This window comes from Criblamydia sequanensis CRIB-18 (assembly GCF_000750955.1).
In the GTDB taxonomy this organism is placed as follows: Bacteria; Chlamydiota; Chlamydiia; order Chlamydiales; family Criblamydiaceae; genus Criblamydia; species Criblamydia sequanensis.
In genome coordinates this window covers 22,628-41,993 of sequence record NZ_CCEJ010000010.1, presented here as the reverse complement: position 1 = coordinate 41,993, position 19,366 = coordinate 22,628, and the positions used below count along the sequence as shown (strand labels likewise).

At 38.6% G+C, this 19,366-nt stretch carries 18 protein-coding genes; 11 read left to right on the top strand and 7 right to left on the bottom strand.

The window, feature by feature from the left end; genetic code table 11:
- The first annotated feature begins 60 nt into the window (after positions 1-60).
- The 3 genes from CSEC_RS10380 (at position 61) to CSEC_RS10370 (ending at position 3,418) form a co-directional block, all read left to right on the top strand.
- Positions 61-852, top strand: a complete 792-nt coding sequence (locus tag CSEC_RS10380) for a DUF6314 family protein (RefSeq protein WP_154017687.1) — start codon at positions 61-63, stop codon at positions 850-852.
- Positions 853-1,185: 333 nt separating this feature from the next.
- Positions 1,186-1,866, top strand: coding sequence for an aspartate/glutamate racemase family protein (locus CSEC_RS10375; RefSeq protein ID WP_041018410.1), 681 nt, complete (start codon positions 1,186-1,188; stop codon positions 1,864-1,866).
- 166 nt (positions 1,867-2,032) lie between these two features.
- Positions 2,033-3,418, top strand: a complete 1,386-nt coding sequence (locus tag CSEC_RS10370) for an MBL fold metallo-hydrolase (protein WP_041018409.1) — start codon at positions 2,033-2,035, stop codon at positions 3,416-3,418.
- Here the strand turns inward: CSEC_RS10370 and CSEC_RS10365 are convergent.
- From CSEC_RS10365 to CSEC_RS12820, 4 genes are read right to left on the bottom strand one after another with little or no spacing between them, the layout of a single operon-like run.
- Positions 3,405-3,833, bottom strand: coding sequence for a DUF1398 domain-containing protein (locus CSEC_RS10365; protein WP_041018408.1), 429 nt, complete (start codon positions 3,831-3,833; stop codon positions 3,405-3,407). The genes CSEC_RS10370 and CSEC_RS10365 overlap by 14 nt on opposite strands.
- 48 nt (positions 3,834-3,881) lie before the next feature.
- The gene (locus CSEC_RS10360; protein ID WP_053332003.1) at positions 3,882-4,313 is read right to left on the bottom strand and encodes a GNAT family N-acetyltransferase; all 432 of its coding nucleotides are present in this window, start codon (positions 4,311-4,313) and stop codon (positions 3,882-3,884) included.
- Between the two features lie 38 nt (positions 4,314-4,351).
- Complete coding sequence (locus CSEC_RS10355) at positions 4,352-4,867, bottom strand: GNAT family N-acetyltransferase (protein WP_041018407.1); 516 nt, start codon at positions 4,865-4,867, stop codon at positions 4,352-4,354.
- Positions 4,868-6,160, bottom strand: coding sequence for a DUF6624 domain-containing protein (locus tag CSEC_RS12820; RefSeq protein ID WP_053332002.1), 1,293 nt, complete (start codon positions 6,158-6,160; stop codon positions 4,868-4,870).
- 196 nt (positions 6,161-6,356) lie between these two features.
- Between CSEC_RS12820 and CSEC_RS10345 the strand changes: the two genes are divergently transcribed.
- The 4 genes from CSEC_RS10345 to CSEC_RS10330 all read left to right on the top strand — a co-directional run bounded on the left by CSEC_RS10345 (position 6,357) and on the right by CSEC_RS10330 (position 9,580).
- Entirely contained in the window at positions 6,357-6,890 is a 534-nt protein-coding gene (locus CSEC_RS10345; protein WP_041018406.1) for a hypothetical protein, read from the top strand.
- 117 nt (positions 6,891-7,007) lie between these two features.
- Positions 7,008-7,790 carry an outer membrane protein gene (locus tag CSEC_RS10340; protein ID WP_041018405.1) on the top strand — a complete coding sequence of 261 codons (783 nt, stop codon included), beginning with the start codon at positions 7,008-7,010 and terminating at the stop codon, positions 7,788-7,790.
- 139 nt (positions 7,791-7,929) lie between these two features.
- Positions 7,930-8,214 carry a hypothetical protein gene (locus CSEC_RS13250; RefSeq protein WP_041018404.1) on the top strand — a complete coding sequence of 95 codons (285 nt, stop codon included), beginning with the start codon at positions 7,930-7,932 and terminating at the stop codon, positions 8,212-8,214.
- A gap of 322 nt (positions 8,215-8,536) precedes the next feature.
- Positions 8,537-9,580 (top strand): zinc-dependent alcohol dehydrogenase family protein, encoded by a 1,044-nt coding sequence (locus tag CSEC_RS10330; protein ID WP_041018403.1) that lies wholly within the window; start codon positions 8,537-8,539, stop codon positions 9,578-9,580.
- 26 nt (positions 9,581-9,606) lie between these two features.
- On the opposite strand, the gene CSEC_RS10325 is transcribed toward CSEC_RS10330, so the two are convergent.
- Complete coding sequence (locus tag CSEC_RS10325) at positions 9,607-9,963, bottom strand: low affinity iron permease family protein (protein WP_041018402.1); 357 nt, start codon at positions 9,961-9,963, stop codon at positions 9,607-9,609.
- Positions 9,964-9,988: 25 nt separating this feature from the next.
- Positions 9,989-11,863: a heavy metal translocating P-type ATPase gene (locus CSEC_RS10320; RefSeq protein WP_041018401.1), complete on the bottom strand. Its 1,875-nt coding sequence runs from the start codon at positions 11,861-11,863 to the stop codon at positions 9,989-9,991.
- A 205-nt stretch (positions 11,864-12,068) separates the two neighbouring features.
- Between CSEC_RS10320 and ligD the strand changes: the two genes are divergently transcribed.
- Positions 12,069-13,997, top strand: coding sequence for a DNA ligase D (gene ligD / locus CSEC_RS10315; RefSeq protein WP_041018400.1), 1,929 nt, complete (start codon positions 12,069-12,071; stop codon positions 13,995-13,997).
- Here ligD and CSEC_RS10310 read toward each other — a convergent pair.
- Positions 13,989-15,449 carry an SDR family oxidoreductase gene (locus CSEC_RS10310; protein ID WP_041018399.1) on the bottom strand — a complete coding sequence of 487 codons (1,461 nt, stop codon included), beginning with the start codon at positions 15,447-15,449 and terminating at the stop codon, positions 13,989-13,991. The two genes, ligD and CSEC_RS10310, sit on opposite strands and share 9 nt — an antisense overlap.
- Before the next feature lie 269 nt (positions 15,450-15,718).
- On the opposite strand from CSEC_RS10310, the gene CSEC_RS10305 reads away from it, so the two are divergent.
- The 3 genes from CSEC_RS10305 (at position 15,719) to CSEC_RS10290 (ending at position 19,279) form a co-directional block, all read left to right on the top strand.
- Complete coding sequence (locus CSEC_RS10305) at positions 15,719-17,452, top strand: GMC family oxidoreductase (RefSeq protein WP_041018398.1); 1,734 nt, start codon at positions 15,719-15,721, stop codon at positions 17,450-17,452.
- 21 nt (positions 17,453-17,473) lie between these two features.
- Entirely contained in the window at positions 17,474-18,130 is a 657-nt protein-coding gene (locus CSEC_RS10300) for an outer membrane protein (protein ID WP_041018397.1), read from the top strand.
- A gap of 438 nt (positions 18,131-18,568) precedes the next feature.
- Positions 18,569-19,279, top strand: a complete 711-nt coding sequence (locus CSEC_RS10290) for a sulfotransferase domain-containing protein (RefSeq protein WP_041018395.1) — start codon at positions 18,569-18,571, stop codon at positions 19,277-19,279.
- Positions 19,280-19,366: the final 87 nt, after the last annotated feature.

Sequence of the window (19,366 nt, the reverse complement as noted above, 5' to 3'; positions counted from 1 at the left end):
GTAGTGTGTTTGAACCCAAAAAATAGTTTAAAAGATTTAGATCGAGGTTTGATTTTTTTTATGCTAGAAGCTCTATGCGGAAATAAAAATGTGCAGAAAATTCTTATCTTCTTGTTTGTCAATGGCAAATGCTATGGAACTCAATTGCATCGATCTCTTGATACCTCGCTCACACCCCTTCAAAAAGCTTTAAATCGCTTGGAAAAAGGAGGCCTTATCACAAGCTATTATGAAGGAAAAACGAGGCTGTACCAGTTTAATCCTGCTTATCCCTTATTAAATGAATTAGAGCAGCTTCTTAAAAAAGCATATACCTTGCTTCCTAATCATATAAAAAAAGATTACTATGTCGTAAAAGAAGACCCCAAAGAAACCACCTCTTTCAAAACTAAAGCTCAAACCTTACAAGCTTTTTGGCAGAGACTTATTGAGATTAATCAGCTAAGGTTTCATGCAAAGACAAACTCAAAGGAAGAAAAAGGATGGAACGGCAAAGGGGAAGGAGAAGTATTGGTTTCAAAGGAGGGTACGAATGCACTCATTTTTAATGAAAAGGGGATTTGGCAAGGGAAGCTCGGAGGAGAAGTCAGTTTTAGCAACGTGTTTAGATGGACCTTAGATCGCCAAGCCAACGTGATTTCCTTAGAGCATTTAAGAAGGGGGCCTGACCATCCTGTATTTCTTTTTCATCTAGCCCCAATTGGGCGGAACTCTCTATCGTCTGTCGATTCTCATCTCTGCGGAGGAGATATTTATTTTGGTCAAATTCACTTTGATAATCATAGTCTGCGTCTAAGCTGGAGGGTTATCGGTCCTAAGAAAAATGAGGAAATCGATTACTATTATTCGTAAGCAATAGATTTAGATTATTTAAGTTATTGTTCTAGAATTTGATTTTCCTTATAATTAGATAGCTTAATAAATTAAGCAAATAAAGAGGTTAGTATGAATATAAAATTTTTTTTTACTTTAATTGAAAGATCAAGGCTCATGCCAACAAACTGTCTAATCAATTTTTCCTCCCATCGTCCTCATCACGAGCATTCCGCTCAATAATTTCTCAATTTTTACTTTTTTTTGATCTGAAAGTTTATAGATGTCTTTAAGCATTAGCTTGGCCTAATTGTTTTTGGTTTCTATTTGTTTTTCAGAATTACTTTATATAAATAACTATGGAAAATTTTTATGAAACCAAAAATTATTGGCATCGTCGGCGGTGCAGGCCCTTTTGCGGGGTTACGGCTTTTTGAGCGCCTATTATTTCTATCAAGCAGACAATATGGATGCTATAAAGATGGGGATTACCCGCAAGTTTTGTTAAATAGCTTTCCTTTTTCAGACATGTTGACTGATAAGAAAAACCCAAAGCTTTTGAAAACTGAACTTACTTTAAGTTTAAATCAGCTGCGTGCGCAAGGTGCTGAAGTTTTAGCGATTGCTTGTAATACGTTGCATAACTTTTTAGAAGAAGATCAGGAGCAAGAAGATCTGATCCACCTTCCCAACTTGCTTGGCGAAGAGCTTCGATTAGACGAAGTACCCTTAGTTCTTTGCACAAGAACTTCAAGAGAAAACAAGTTGCATAAGAAGTTCTTCGAGTGCCGTTATCCCGAGCTCTCTCTTCAAGAAAAAGTGGATGGGATTATTGATCGTATCCTGCAAGGTGAATCACGTTCAATAGCAAGAGATTTATTATGGGTTATAGAGAGAGGGAAAGCAGAAGCGGTTATCTTAGGCTGTACTGAGCTTTCACTTTTTTCAGGAGAGCTTGCTTCAAGTACCAAGAAGGTGATAGACCCTTTAGAAATGTTAGCTAAGAAAATGTTGGAAAGAAGTTTTAAGGAAAATCAAAAAGCGCCCGCTTGATCTTAAAATTATGGCTTAAAACTAGACCCTATTTCCCATAGCCTAAAGCATGGTATTATCGGATAAGGATTTTGATGGGCTTTTTAACATGGAGAAGCCATGATATATTTTAGACGTTTAGCATTATTCAAATTATAAAAATGGCTTGAAGAAGGTTTTTGTTTAAATGAAAATCAAAGTTTTTGGAGCTGCCGGGGGAGAGGTCACAGGCTCAGCTTACTTAATCGAAACGGCAAATGCCAAAGTAATGATCGATGCCGGCATGTTTCAAGGCGGCAAACGTACCGAGGAAAAAAATAAGTTGCCGGAGGGGGTTGATCCAAGAAGCTTGGATGCTTTGCTATTAACTCATGCTCATCTTGACCATACAGGAAGAGTTCCTCTTTTATTAAAATATGGCTTTAAAAACAGCATTTATGCCACATCGGCAACGCTTGATTTAGCAGAAATTGTTCTTCAAGATTCCGCTAGAATTCAGTTGCAAGATACAGAGCGTAAAAACCGCTATCATCCTGAGCAACATTTTGAAGCGCTTTATGTCCCGGAAGATCTTAAGAATTTCCGATCGCAGAGTAAAATCGTTGATCTCCATGAGCGGTTTGACGTAGCAGAGGGTATTTCAGCAAAATTTTATGAGGCTGGACATATGCTAGGATCGGCGAGTATTGAATTGACAGTCGAGGAGAAAGGAAGAACTGCTGTTATTGTTTTTTCCGGTGATCTTGGGCCTTATGAACAACCCATTGTTCGCCCTTTTGAATTGCTAAAAGATGCAGACGTTGTTTTTTTAGAATCTACTTACGGCAATAGAAACCATCGCTCTTATTCCGAGACAATAAAAGAGTTTGAGGAGATCATATATCAAGCTTTTGAAAAAAAAGGGAAAATACTTATTCCGGCTTTCGCAATCGGTCGAACTCAACACATCCTTTATCAATTAGCTATTCTCTTTTTCCAAAATAAGGTGCCTCCTTTTCCTGTAATTGTGGATAGCCCAATGGCCATCGAAGCCGGAAAAGTTTTTGTCCACCACCCTGATCTTTTTGATGAGGAGACGGTTAGCTTGAGAAAGCAAGGGGTTTTTCCTTTGGATCGCACCTGGTTTAAATTCACAACTTCTGTTGAGGAATCAAAGCAACTTAACGATCTTAAAGGGCCTTGCGCCATTCTAGCGGGAGCTGGAATGTGCAATGGCGGCCGCATTCAACATCATTTAAAATTCAACTTGCCTAACACCTCAACTCAGGTGCTTATCGTCGGGTATCAGGGCTACGGATCGCTTGGAAGGCTGCTTGTAGATGGAGCTAGAGAAGTTAAAATCCACGGCGAAAAGATACAAGTTAGAGCCAAGGTGCATACCTTAAATGGCTTTAGCGCTCATGCGGGGCAAAACGATTTATTGAAATGGTTTAGCACGCTTGCTGCAGCTAAACCCAAAGTTCTATTGACCCATGGAGAAAATCTAGAAAGGGAAGCTTTGGCCTCTCAAATAGTGAAAGATTACGGCTTAAAGCCTATGCTTCCGGAACTTAATCAAGTCATCGAGATTTAAGTGCTATCTCTACTGCAGGGTATTCTTCAGAATAGAATTCATCCAAAACTCCATAGTAGGTTACTTGGCGTTTTTCAAAATCTACCACGTAACTTACAACTCCCGCTTCCCAAGAAGCTTTTAAAAATTCCGGAAAAGAGCTTTGACCCGCTTGATCTACCCTTAAAGCTTTTATGAGCGCTTCTTTATTAAAAGGCGGAATGTCAACTGTAGCATTAACAAGAGAAATGCCTTGGGTTACAACAGGGCCAAATTTAGTGATGTAAATGCTTTGGCAAGAGGGAAGATTCCAAATATTTTTAGTGATTCCAGCTTTTCTTAATGCCTCGGCAAGAGTGGGGAAGCCTCCAATTTCCGGACGAATGCTCATAGCGTATGCAAACGCTTCTTGCAGATTTTGGGTAGCTTGACTCATTTATGTCTCCTAACTTCTTTAATATTGTATTATTTAGAGTTATATCATTTAGGTTGCTTTTTTAAATAAGAGGCTTACCTCAGTCGGATACTTTTCTTTGCACCATAAATATTTTTGTAAAATTGAGTAGGGAACCTCTTCATGATTAAACCCTTTGATAAACCCGAATTTAGAGTAAAAAGGGATAAGTGGCTCGAAAGGGATGCAATAGATATTTTGCTTAGAGGACAACTTCATAAGAAATTCAACTATTTTTCCGGCTATCCCTTTTTTTCTAAAAGCTTCAAAAACATACATTCCACCAAGTTCTAGAGTTTTAGAGTCAACAGAGACTAGCCTCCCTAAACCTGCCTTTTGACCTTTGTACTCGGCAATAGCTATGATTTCTTTGTCAAAGGACGAGGGTCGAAAATCCACCTCTTCATAGCAGGCATTGACCCAATCAATTTCCGATTGAAGGGCTTGTCTTATTTGAATCATATTTTCCTCAAAGTCTCTCTTAAATCAAAAGAAGTCTACTATGCAACTAAACTTAAACCCATGATGATATCGTCAACGTAGCTGTCATTGACTCTGACTCGATTTTTTAATCGTCCTTCTTCTTCAAAACCCATTTTTTTATACAATGAGATGGCAGGCAAGTTCGTTGCACGAACATTTAGTTGAATCTTTCGTATAAATTTTGACTCTTGGGCCCAATCAATGATGCGATGGAGTAGCATTGTCCCTATACCTTGATTTTGCCAACCTAGATGTACAGCCATATTTAATTCAGCCACATGTTGTAATGACTTAACATGTGGAATCTCTAAAAAAGCGTGGCCTACGAGCACTTCATTGCATTCAGCAACAAGAAATACCCCGCTTTTATCTTTTAAGACCGAAATTGCATTGATGATACTATCAAGGGACAATTCTGAAGGCGAAGAACAAAAATAGCCCGGAATTTCAGCTATGGCGCGTTCTTCCTTAAGAATAGTATTGGCATCGTTTAAGGTTGCTTGTCTAATGTTAATTTTTTTTGAATCACTCATTTAATCTATTCTAAAAGGCTCCTCACTAAGTTGATAAATCATTTGCATTTGCTTTTTGTATTCAGCAATCGTATTTAAACCCATTTGTAAACGACGTTTGTCGAGATGTTCAATATCTTCTACCGGATACAAGCAAAAGTTTCCTTCTTTCTGCACCCATTGGGTGCCATAAATTTGAGGTTTTCCCTCATTAACTTTAACACGATCTGTAAGATAAGCTTGCGATTGTAAAGAAGCTTCATACTGGTTTACAGCTTCTTTTAAAAGCTCAAGACATTCTTTTTGAAAATCCACATCCTGATCTTGATGCTGTACTAAAATCCAAAAGGCAGAAGCGCCCTCAAGACCGACAAGAGAGACTCCCGGCCATCCATATTGATTGATAATAGTTTTCAGCCTTTTTCCATTCCGGACATCAATTTTTTTAATATTTTCATAGAGTTCTTTAGAAGGCTCTTTATGGCTCATCAAACTAAATCTAGCTTTTTGATCCTGTTCTTGCATTTCTAAAAGCTCGTCCTGCAACGCTTTATTGAATTGAGAGGGAAAGCCATATAGGCCTTCTTGCTTTATAATGGCCTGAACTTGATAGGACAAGAAGGGTTCAAAGGGTTGTCTATTGGCGATTGCCTTTCTCACCTCTGTTGAAGATGTGGTTTTTGAGGGTATAAAAGCTCTAATAGGACGGTCATAAATACGATTTTCCAAGTAAGATAAATCCACATCCCCACGTAAAGCTACAAGAAAAGAATCCGCTTTTAAGGCCATTAAAGCGCCTATAGTATGTTGGTAATGTTTCTCTTTTAGAGGAATCCCTCTCATAAAAACACTGCGGTATTTTTCACTTAATTCTTTGTCAGGCCCCATTAACGTGTCAGTTATGACATCAGAACCGATAATCCCTATTATCTCCAAATCGATCGTAGAGGAAAAATTATCTTGTAGTTCTTTCGGCGACCAAGAAGTTATTAAAACTTTGGGGTGTTGTTGATATACGCTTGCTATCATTTTTAAGCGCTCGGCAAAATCGCTTCTATTTTTAAAGGCATCGCCGCCTGGCACAGGATAAATGAGAACATAATCTACCGACCCTGATTTTAACGCTTGATCAATCACATTTTGATGGCCGAGATGAATCGGGTCAAATGAGCCGATATAGTATCCTAACTTTGAGCCTTGCAAACACTTCAGGTCAAATTTGTCATCTAATATTTCTGCTTTCGCAGTAAAGGGAAAAAATGTTGTCCCAATTAGTAAAAGAAGTATTAATGATTTTAAAAAATAATTTTTCATAAAATCTCCTTAAAAGAAAGTAATTATAACCTTTTTTTTCTTGAAAAGCAATAAAGCCGCTAAAGGGAAGCGTAGAAAAAATTTTAAAATTTGAGTGGAAAAATTTGCCCTTTCCCCCTAATTTGGAGGCCTTGCAAGTTTTAAGAGAAAAAAATTCTTAGAGTGTTAACAATTTCCTTTAATTTAGAGGTTTCTTATGTGGGTTAAGCAATATTTTACAAGAGTTGTTCTATTGTTATGTTTAGGTTTTATCCATCATTTGGGCGAGCTTAATGGAACCCTTCCTTCTGATAATCAAACCTATTATCTTTTTATTTCGGATTTTGCTGAGAGCTTTATTGAAATTCCAACCTCCAATGTATCAGTGGATAGCCCTACAATAAGTTCAAAATATCTTGCCGGAAGGGCGAGCCTTTATGATCAGACGAATCAAAAAGTTGGAGTATGCTCCGCTTCTTTTCTATGCATGCAAAATGCGGATGGAATTTTTACCGATATCTCAAATTATATCTCTGTTGATAACGGTTTGATAGTCACTTGGTTTACTCCTACGACCTTAATAAATTTAGAATTGGATAGCATCGTTAGATCCATGGTCACCGAATGCATTGTTACGGCAACGACAAAAGTTGGATTTAATCCATTTTATGGGCAAACCTTTGATTTAGTGGTTTCATCCGACGACCAAAAAATCTACTTCCAATTTACGAGGACGGGAGCGATTTTTTAAAAGTGGTTTTTTTTTGTAAAAAACTACTTCTTAAATCAATTAGGGATAACTTTTTTCATTCGATAAATTTGCATTTGAATGCTATCTTGGCTTAATTCTTAGCTAAAAGGAACTTTTATGAAACGTATTTTGGCCTCAATTTTCTTAATGGCAATCACAACAAACAATATTAATGCTAATTGGTGCTGCAAGCAGCCTATGGACACCTCTTTTTATCTTAAAGTCGGCTCAGGTGTTTCATTTTCTGAATCCGCAAATGTTGTAGCAGAGCCTCCCACTTGGAATCCGGCCATCCAAGGTTACAATTCAAAACTTGGAAATCGAGCGATTGCTGATTTTGGCATTGGCCTTGAGCTCATGAAGCAAATTGATTTGGAACTTAGTGTTTCTACTAGATCAACTTTTAAATATAGAAAATTTCAAACGCCGGTTGGGGGCGGGGACTCTTACACAAGGGAATTTGATCTTGATGTTGTTCCCATTCTATTTTCGGTAAATCTCCTTGGAAGAAACATTTCTTGCTTAAATTGGGATTTTGCTTGCGGTCAGATCTACCCGGTCATTGGGGCAGGCGTCGGGGTTAGCCATCTTTTTATCACAAATTATAGAACGACAGGACTTCTCCCTACAGGTGATTCTTTCCCATTTTTAAGTTTTTCTGCCGAAAATCAATACACCCATCGCAAAAATTTTACTTATACCGTTCTTTTTGGCTTGGAATACAATTACAATGACTGCTGGGCTATTTCAACAGGCTATCGTTGGTTTGATGCAGGTAAATTTAAAGGGCCTCGATTTCAAAGAGTGGCTACAGGGTCTGCGGTTGACGTAGGCAGCGAAGCTTGGAAGATGCGCTTTAGAGCTAACGAGTGGTTTATTGAGTTAAAACTTTTCCTTTAGTTCGCGGGTAAATAATCAAGGTAATTCTAGAAAAGCAGCTTTAGTGACGGGAGCTTCCCATGGGATTGGATTTGCCTTAGCAGAAAACTTCCTTAGGTCGGATTAGACTGTTTTCGGTACAGGCCGAGGCCTTGAATGCTTGCAAAATTTGGAAAGACAATTCCCTTCTGCCTTCATTAAAATTAATGCTGATTTTCCAAATCTTCCTGGGGTTTATTTTGCTAAGGGAGAGCAAATTCAAGAACCGATGGAAGCAGGTCTTTTTGTTAGAACCTCCGAAGAAGCCCCTTTTAAAAAAGTTGTTTCCGATGATTTAGATGTCATGATGTTTCAAGTAGGGGAATTTGGTCAACTTGTCAAAGATGATGGCATTCGAGCAACGGAACATCGTGTGCATAAAGCATTAGGTGCCATCGAGCGTTAAAATCTAGCTGTTTTTTTTATGCCCTATGGATCGCCTATCTATTCCAAATCAACATTAACAAGCGACACAAGATACGGAAATAAAACCGATGGTTCCTGTACTTATCGTGAGTGGCATGAAGCAAGCTTTCTAAGGTATGTGGTTAGCGAATAGGGAATCTGGCTATTGGTGATAGAGGTTGTGTGTTTTTATCGGCGATTTACTTCATTTCGATTGAAAGTACTTATTCTCAATCTATAAGAGAAGGCTCTTTGGAAATAATTATAATTTCCTATATTACTCAAATAACTCAATAAGACATTTAAGAGCAAAAGGCAGATCAATGAAAGCCCTTGTCTATCAAGGAAATAATAAAATTCAGGTAGAAAATAAGCCTAAACCCGAGATAATAAATCCGACCGATTGCATAGTGAAAATCACGGCAACCACTATTTGCGGAACAGATCTTCATATTTGGAAAGGCGATGTCCCTACGGTAGAGAAAGGACGAACGCTCGGTCATGAGGGAATAGGAATCATTGAGGCTGTCGGCGATGCCGTTTCGAATTTTCGTGTCAACGACAAGGTATTAATATCTTGCATTACCTCCTGCGGCACTTGCAGCTTTTGTAAAGATAAAATGTACTCGCAATGTGTGAGAGGAGGTTGGTTGCTTGGCCATAAGATAGATGGTACTCAAGCAGAATACGTTCGCATACCTTTTGCCGATACTAGCCTTTACCCTATCCCGGATAGTGTTGATGAAGAGCCTTTTGTAATGTTTAGCGACATTCTACCCACCGGATTTGAAACAGGAGTTCTCAAAGGAAGAATCAAATTAGGAGATAAGGTAGCTATTATTGGCGCTGGGCCGATTGGTTTAGCAACGCTACTAACTGCTCAATTTTATACACCTGAGACCATTTTTGTTGTTGATCGGGATAATTATCGACTAGAAGTCGCAAAAAAGCTAGGCGCAACTTATATAATAAATGATGTAACTAAGAACGCTGTCAACACTATTTTGGAAATGACCCAAAACAAAGGTGTGGATGTCGCTATAGAAGCTGTCGGAACACCGGAGGCTTTTGATACCTGTCAAGCGATCGTTGGCGCCGGCGGCCATATTGCAAATATTGGTGTGCATGGGAAAGAGGTGAGTCTGCATCTAGAACAGCTTTGGAACAAAAATATTACTTTAACAACAGCATTAGTCGATACTTTCAGCATTCCCGACCTTCTCAAGGTTTACAGAAATGGGAAACTAAATCCCAATGAATTAATTACCCATCACTTTGATTTAGATGAAATACTTCAAGCTTATGAGATATTTAAAAATTCATCCGAAAAACATTCCTTAAAAATTATTTTAAAAGCAAAAAATTGAAAAGAATGCCTTTTTAGGTTGTTTTGTTATGATTTATTTTTGAAGATTTTTTTTCTAATTTTCTCCAATTCAGCTTCTTCCAATTCTTCAATGGCAATAAATTCATCAGTAGCTTCTTTAGTTACCCTTATGAGTTCATCAATTTTTAAGTGAAGAGCTTTGTTTTCTCGATTTTGTGTATTTTGAATAATAAAAACCATTAAGGCTGCATTGAGTGTTGCAACGGTATTAAGAATCAGTATCCATTTTGCGTTAAAACCATAGAAAAATCCTATTATTAGCCAAATAGCTACCACAGAAAGGGCAATAACAAAGGTAATAGGATTGCCAGCCATCTTAGCCGACCATGTTAAAAACCTTGAAAGAGAAGGTAATTGCTTCATAATTTTATCCCAAAAACTTAAAATATTACATATCACTAATTTTAGTTGGCATCCAGATAGTTCTTAACGAATTCAAAATCGCAAAAACATCAATTACTTCTTGGCTAATAGCTCCAGCTACTGGAGGAAGGAATCCAAAAGCTGCTATAATCATTCCCAATACGGAAAGCGCCATACCCCCAAGAGCACTTTCTAGAGCAATCGCTCTCATTCTCTTGCTGATATGCATAAACTCATCGACTGTTTTCAAGCTGTTATCCATAACAACCGCTCCAGCAGCATCAGCTGTGATGTCGCTGCTTCTGCCAAAAGCAATTCCAACTGTTGCCGCAAGTAGGGCTGGAGCATCATTTATGCCATCTCCAAGATAAGCCGTTTTTGCTTTTTCAGTTTCTTCTACAACGAGTTCAACTTTTTCCTCAGGGCTTTTGCCTGCATAAACTTCGGTAATTCCAACATAATTTGCCAAATATTTAACTTCTTCTTCACGGTCGCCAGAAATGATCATGACTTTTTTGATCCCATGCTTAGGAAATAAATGGTGAATAAAAGATTTACTTTCCGATCTTGGAGAATCTCGGAAACGATAGTGAGCTGCAAGTTTGCCGTCGATAAGAATCACACACTCTAGTCCGGCTCCCTGAGGCAAGAGTGAAACATCCCTTTCTAAACCCATTTTAGTAAGAAGTTTCCGGCTCGTGATTAAAACTTCATGCTTATCTACAGTTGCTAGAAGCCCTGAGCCTTTTGGTTCGCTGATTTGCTGGACATCAAGCAGTTTAATGTTTTCTTCCCCGGCTTTATCAAGAATGGCGCTTGCCAAAGGATGTTTTGAATATCTTTCAATGCTTGCGACTAGTTTGAGAATTTCTTTAGGGTCAAAATTATTATAAACTGTCTGATCTGTTAATGAAGGTTTTCCGTAAGTAAGCGTCCCTGTTTTATCGAAAATCATGGTCTTACACTGATCTATTTGCTCTAAGACGATGGGATTTTTAATCAAGATACCGCGTTTGGCGCATAAAGAAATCGAGCCAATAATGGCGACAGGTATGGCAATCAATAAGGGACAAGGCGTCGCAATAACTAGAACGGCTAGAAAGCGCACGGCATCGCCGCTAATCACCCATGCTAAAATTGCAATGATGATAGCTAGGGGAGTATACCAAGCCCCTAATTGGTCGGCGAGCCGACGCATTTGAGGGCGTTTTTGTTCTGTTTCAGACATGACTTGCATGATTTTAGCGTAGCGGGAATCTTGCGCAAGTTTAGTTGATTTAATGGTTAAAGAAGCTTCTCCGTTGATAGAGCCGGAAAGAACTTCAGAGCCGGGAGCTTTGGAGATAAGGAAAGGCTCGCCGGTTAAATACGATTCATCCATCACGCCATTTCCGGAGGTCACTTCTCCATCTACAGGGCATATCTCATGCGGAAATATTAAAAGGGTATCCCCGATAGCAATTTTTTCAACGGGAATGTCTTCTATAGCCTCATTTTTTTTTCGGTGGGCGATAGTCGGCGATCTTTTTGCAAGAACCTCAAGCATTTTCGAAGCTGACCTAATGGCGTAGCTTTCTATTGTTTGACCACCGGATAGCATTAAGACAACTAATGATCCGGCTAAATACTCTCCTAACAAAATGGAAGCAATGATAGAGATTCCGGCGAGTAAATCTGAACCAAACTGAAAATTTATCAAATTACGTATTAGCTCCAGAACGAGAAGACTTCCTCCTAAGGCAAGAGTAATGTACAGGGGATAAAGCGCATAGGCTTGGAATTTTGGAAGAGCATATTGGAAAGCTAAATGCAAAGTTATACAGATAATTGCCAAGAGGGCAATATAGCTTTCAACGCCAAGCGAAGAAATTTCTTTCTCATTTTTTTGCCCAAATAGCATTAAAAGGTTCCTGATTTTTGTTTGCAAAGTACAATTTATTTTAATTTTACTCAAAAAATATTTTAGGTATTAGGTATTCTGCATACATTACCTTGGAATTCATGTTTTAATCGATATATCGTGATGACAAGCCACTTTTAGAACATTGAAATTGGAAATAGAGTTGAAAATTAAAAAAAACAAATTCTTTAAAAGTTTGCGTCCCATGTTGGCAACTCTTGCTGATTCCCCGCCAACTCAAGGAAAATGGCTTTATGAAATAAAATGGGATGGCTATAGGGCTTTAGCTTTTTGCGATAAAAATAAAGTAGACCTTATCTCCCGAAATAATAAATCCTTTAATGAAAAATTTTATCCAATCGTTGAAGCCTTGCAGAATTCAAACTTAGATGCAGTTTTAGATGGAGAAATTGTTGTCGTAAACGAAAATGGAATAGCCGATTTCGAGAGTTTGCAAAATTGGCGAAGCGAAGCCGATGGAGAAATTATTTACTATGTTTTTGATGTCCTATGGTTAAAAGGAAACGAACTTGCAGAACTTCCTTTAAGTCAAAGAAAAGAGATATTAAATCAGCTTAAGTTCAATAATCCAGCTCTTAGAATAAGTCAAAGCTTTGATGCTGATCCGGAAGATTTTTTAGACGCCGCTAAAAATATGCAATTAGAAGGAGCGATCGCAAAAAATGCGGACAGCGTTTACCTTTCCGGAGTTAGAAGTCCGCTATGGCTTAAATTAAAAGTGCAAAAAAGACACGAAGTGGTTATTGGAGGTTATACAAAAAATCAAAATACCCCTAAGCTTTTTAGCGCCTTATTGGTTGGCGTGTACAAAAATGGCGCTCTCCAATTTATGGGAAAGATAGGAACCGGCTTTAACAAGAAAGTTCAAAAGGACCTCTTAGAAAAATTTAACAAGTTGAAAATCAAAAAATGCCCATTTTCATTTGAGCCTGAAATTAGCAAACCCACTCGCTTTAACCCGAATCCCAAACCCTCTGAAGCTATTTGGCTTAAGCCAAAGCTTGTTTGCGAAGTAAGCTATATTGGATTAAGTCGAGAGGGTATTATGAGACATCCTTCTTTCAAAGGAATTCGACTCGATAAGAACGCTCATGAAGTCCATGAGGAGCTGTCAATAACTAGTCCAAAAGCGTCAAAAAAACCGGTGATTAAAATTAAAGCGGAAAAAAATAGAGAAAGAAAAACTTTATTGAATCCTTTTGAAGACACGCAGGTGAAAATAATTCAGGGTCATGAATTAAAATTTAATCATTTAAAAAAGATCTTTTGGCCGGATAATGGTTATACAAAACGAGATCTTCTCAATTATTATTATCAAATAGCGTCCACCATTTTACCTTATTTGAAAGACCGGCCTCAATCTCTAAATCGTTTTCCAAATGGCATCAATGGGTTAAGCTTTTATCAAAAAGATGTGACAAAATCAGCTCCTTTTTGGATACAACAATTTCCCTATCGCACAAGCTTAGGGGAAGACAAAAACTTTTTAGTGGTTAAGGATGAGGCGGATTTGTTATGGATGGCAAATTTGGGATCTATCGAAATGAACCCTTGGAATAGCACTGTTAAGCATCCGGATTACCCCACTTGGTGCATTATTGACATAGACCCTTCTGAAAAAAATTCTTTTAAAGAGGTTATAGAGGTGGCTTTGATGGTCAAACAAGTGCTTGATAGTTTAAAGATTGAAGGCTACTTTAAAACTTCAGGCGCAACCGGGGTTCATATTTATATCCCTATGGGAGCTAAATATACTTACGAAGAATGCCAAGGTTTTGGGAGGGCGATAGCCGCACTTGTTCATCAAGAAGTTCCAAAAATCACAAGCATTGAGAGATATAGTATCAAAAGGCAAGGAAAAATTTATGTGGATTTCTTGCAAAATAGACCGAAAGCCACTTTGGCGGCCCCCTATTCTATAAGGCCTAGACCTTTTGCCCCCGTATCTATGCCGTTGCATTGGGATGAGGTTAAAAAAGGACTAAAACCGGAGAAATATACTATAAAAAATGCCATGGAGAGAATTAAAAGTAATGGCGATATCTTTAAACCAGTCCTTGGAAAAGGCATTAATCTTAAAAAAATTATAAAAAGCTTAAATTTATCACAGTAGTTTAAGTTTAATTTTTTTACCGGCTAAAGCCTCCGCCATTTTCCGAAAAATAACGAAATGAAAAGGAGTTAGGGCATACCAATAGAGCCTGCCTAGAATTCCTTTAGGCCGAAAAGTCGCTGTTTGAACAAGGAACCACTCATGATTTTTTGGTTCAATTTTAAACTGAAGCCAAGCTTCTCCCGGAAGTTTCATTTCAGCATAAAGTATGAGATCTCCTTTGTCTTTATCAGAGTGAATCACTCGCCAAAAATCGATAGAATCCCCAACTTGAATTTCAGAAGCATGTCTTCTTCCTCTATTTAAACCAATTCCTCCAATCATTTGATCAAATAAACCTCTTAAATGCCAAGCCCAATTCAAAGCATAATAGCCGGAGCTTCCGCCAATCCTCCATATTCTATCTATAGCAGAGGCTTTTGAATCCTGAATTAAGACTCTTCTCTCATCTTTTAAGCACCCTTCGCTTGGAACTTGGATATAATTCTCAATGTTTGGATCCGTTCCTCGAATATCCCATGAGTCCATCCAACTGGAAACCACCTCATTTTGTGAAATCTTTTGAAAGGCTAATTCAAGGGCTTCTTTATAAGTCAAGCAATCATGTGGAGCAATTTTTTTAATTTCATCCCTTTGGACGACAGAGTTCGTTTTCATGCTTTCTACCAAGTAGGAACAAAGAGAATAGCGAACAGAGGTAATGAAAACGAGCCAATAACTGGACAGGCGGGGAGTGAGGACCGGGACTTTTATTATCCATCTTTTAAGATTTCTAAATTTTGCGTATCTAAGCAATACCTCTTCAAAAGTCAAAACTTCCGGGCCTCCAATGTCAAAAGTTTTATTAAAGCATTTTTCATTTAGCAGTACATAAGAAAGGTAAAATAAAACATCCCCGATGGCGATTGGCTGACAGCGCGAATTTACCCACTTCGGGGCGACCATTAACGGCAGCTTTTCACATAAGTCCCTTATGATTTCAAAAGAGGCGCTGCCTGCCCCGATAATGATACTTGCTCTTAAAACCGTGCAAGGAATGCCGCTTTCTTTAAGAGAATTTTCTACCAATAATCGCGACTTAAGGTGAGGGGATAATTTCTTTTCATCATTAATAATCCCTCCCAAATAAATAATTTGCTTGATTCTAGTGCGTTTAACTCCGTTTAGAAACTGCTCCACAACCTCCATTTCTGTATCGACTAGATTGTTGACAATATCGGACATGGAATGGACAAGGTAATAGGCGGCTTCGATATCTTCAGGAATCATTTTTAGAGTTTCAGGATTCCTTAAGTCCCCCCAAATATATTGAAGATTAGGCCTGTCTTCAGCAAAAGCTTGAGTGCCTTTAATGCGGCACATAGCGAAAATCTGATGACCTTGATTCAAAAGATCAACGATTAGCCTTTTTGCCACAAACCCATTCGCTCCGGTAACTAAAATTTTTGCCATGAATCCATCCCCATTTACGCATGACTTTACTGTAATAAGCAGTTCTAAAGAAGATTTTAAAATGTTAAAAGGATTTATTTTTTATCATTAACGTTTTTTTAAAATCCATTCGGCAATCAAGTTTAAAGCTCCTGTCTAAATCTTTTCAAAATTTGGAAGCTGCATTATTTTCTAAAACTTTTTAATTGGCAAATATTTAACTCTTTCAAATATGGTGATGACTAAATTTTACTTTGACTTGTGACAACATGCCTTCGAAGGAATGAGCTATGAAACTTAAATTTTTTATCCTCACTTTAGCAACAGCTTGTGCCAACCTTTTTGGCAATCACAATCCTCCTTATAGATGCCAAATGTCGGCGGACAAACTAGAAGCGGATATCATAGTTATTGGCGGGGGAGCGTCAGGTTGTGTTTTGATGCACCAGTTATCAAAAAACGGCCAGTATTCGGTTTTGGGAATTGAAGGGGGACCCAATATAACAAATGATCCGGCCATTAAAGCTGTAGGTCTTCCGGCATTCTTGTTAGCCGGAACCGGAAAGCCCCAGTATTTCTGGCCCGGTTGGAATCAAACCCTGCCAATGCCTGGAATCAATGGCCGAACAAGTGACTGGACGACAGGATTGGGATTAGGCGGCGGCGCTTCGATTAACGGTTTATACTATGGCCGCGGCTCGGATGCCGTCTATTCGCGATGGGAATCAGTTTCAGGCAGCAGCAACTGGAGCCTTGATAATATTTTGGCAACTTTTAAAGCTCTTGAGAATTACCAAGGATTAACCACCACTCCCGACGCAAGGGGGACAAACGGCGCTCTTAGTGTGTTGCAGACCCCTACTGTGTCGCAAATAACTGCTAATGTACTTTTGCCTGCATCTCAAGCAGCCTTTCCCGGGATTCCAACTGTTCAAGATTATAATGACCCAAGCGTAGAGAATTGCATAGACCCTCGCGCCCAGTGGTTTATTGACCCCTCAGGCACCGAGCGAGCTAGCAGCGCAACCGCTTATTTAAATGGCACGGTCATGACTCCGGGAGGTCAAGGAGTTAACGGTCACAAACTGTTTCTTCTCTTCGACGCTGTGGCAGTAAAAATAGTATTTAACAGGCATGGAGTGGCCAAAAAAGTAATTTATGTAAAAGATGGACAGTGCTTTGAAGCACGCGCGAAAAAAGCGGTGGTCTTGGCAAGCGGCATCAATAGCAGCAAGTTGCTGCAGCTTTCCGGAATCGGGCCGGCAGCTGTTTTAGACAATGCAGGGATAAAACCTGTTTTTATTAACGAAAACGTAGGAAAGCATCTCCAAAACCATCCTCTCATGTTTGTTACGTTGCTTGCAAATCCAAATACCAATGGGGTGCCTCCGGGAGCCCCTTATGCTTTTACCATTCATAATGTTTACTTGCCGGTAGTAGGAGGAAGCGCAAGCGACCCGCGCATGCTGCAAATTTTGTTTGAATACATACCTGCGACAGGACAGACGCCTGCAGTCATCGCCATGGGATTTGAGTTATTAAATCCGGTGAGCGAGGGCAGCGTCAATATTCAAAGTGACAACTCCTTTCAAATAGCTGCAGCCGACGATGGTTTTTATCAAAGTCCCCCTGATCTCGAAGATATGAAGAACGCGGTCAAGGTCTATATCCGCGATATGTTAACGCAATTAGCGCCTATTGATCCCCCTTACTACCAACCCATTCCAACAGACCCGATAAACCTCGTTATCCTTTCGGGTTATAATGACGCTGTAGTTGAGCAGTATGTGAGAAATAACACTAACCTTTCATTAGATGTCCACCATTTTACATCCCACTGTAAAATGGCTCCTCTAAGTGAAGGTGGGGTGGTAGATGGAGAGACTCGTGTCTATGGCACAAGGAACGTTTTTGTAGCCGATAATTCCATCTGTCCTGTGATACCAGATATCAATACGGCAGCTGCGGCTATGATGATCGGATTACGTAGTAGCGAAATTATAAAACGCGCCTTAAAACATTAATAATATGAATGAGTTATCGATATGATAAAAAAAATTCAGCTACTTGTAATATCGCTCCTAGTTGTATTGACGGCTAGGTTACAAGCTCAAGAATGTTGCGAGTTGCCCTCTTGCTTTTTTCTAGGAAATTTTTGTTTTGATAAAACGAATGTATATGCAAAGCTTTTCGGGGGTGTTAACTTTCTGCAAAGTACTGAGATCAGTGACACTAGAGCTAAATATAATGCGGGACATATTCTTGCGGGTTCTTTGGGCTATCGTTTCTGCAACGGCTTGATCTTGGAAGGTGAATATGCATTTAGGAGAAATAGCCTATCTAAAATAGAGTTTGTAGGACAAGGTTCTTCTCATCATGGGCATTTTCAGACTTCCTCGTATATGGCCAATCTTATATGCAATTTGCCTTGCTGGAACTTTGTATGCTGGAATATCCATTCCTTTATTGGAGCAGGGATAGGCTATGATTTTTCAGAAATGCATTCCTCAAATTCTCTTGTCATTTTTAACCAAAAGTGGCACCAATTTTCTTGGCAAGTGATGACAGGGATTGTCTACCCTCTCTTCTGCAATACGAAGCTTACTTTGGAATACAAATACCACCAAGGCGGCTCTCATTTCTATAACAACTCGATAGGACTTGGTCTTATCTATACCTTTGGCTGCAACGGATTTTTATAAGCGTTTTAAATAATTGAATAGCCCCTAAAATCACTTTAGGGATTAATAGACTTCTTTCAAACTCCATTCAATGTTTAAATAGCTGTTTTTGGCATCTTTTTTCCTAAATTTTTCATGCATAGGTTATCCTATGCATTCAAAATTTATCAAAAAATTTGCATAAAACCAGCCCATTCTTCCAATCAAAGCGACTTTCGAAAGAAGTCTAATCAAACAGTTGGTAAAGCTGATCATTTAAGAAATAGAAGAGCTTTTGGAAATTACAGAAGTTTTAATGGGGAAAAATTAATGTCCTGTGGTAAAAATTTTTTTGTTAAATATATGCAAAATTTACTTTAAATTCTGATTACCCTCTTTACAAACATTTCAAAGCGTAGATTATTCCAAATTTGGATAGTCGCGTTTCAGTTGGGAATCAACACAAACTTAAGGAACTTCATGTATCGATTAATTTTTATTTTTTGCTTAGCTCAATCTCTAATTTTTGCAGAGGAATGGAATACCGTCTATCTGGCATCTTTTCCAAGATCCGGTAATCATTGGGTGCGATTTTTGGTTGAAGAAGCGACCCATATTGCGACAAGTTCAGTTTATCGAGACAGAAATTTTCCGCATCTTCAAAATGTTTTCCCATGGGGGGCTTACTGTACAGATCATGGCTACGAAGGCCATTGCAGATACCCAACCCTGGATGATCCGGTCCTTATAAAAACACATTATCCTTTTTTAAAACCAAAAACAAAAATTAATCCAACCCCAAAGTCTGCAATTTGCTTAATAAGACACCCCATTGATTCCTTTTATTCTTTTTATGTTTATAGAGGGGGAAAAGAAGACAAGATAGACAAAAAAAGTCTGAATGAATTCATCCACGGCTGGAGAAAATTTTATGAATTCTGGGAGCTCCAGCCGGGGGTTCAAATCATACGCTATGAAGATCTCTTGGCGAACCCTGAAATCTATCTCAATCATATTTTACAAATTGCCGGGTTCTCTTTTGATCAAGAAGATATAGATCGAGCCCTTGCCAAATATCCCCCTCAAGGAAAGCCTTTAAAGCATAATGGCTGTTATGACGATGGATCCTTAGACAGGATTAAAATAGAGCTTTCAGATATCTTAAAAAGGTATAATTACGATGCTATGTAGAATTCTATTATATATTTTTCTCTTTAGCTCTTGTTTATACGCTAATGAATTTCGTGTAATTAGATTGGACAAAAATCCAGGGTTAGG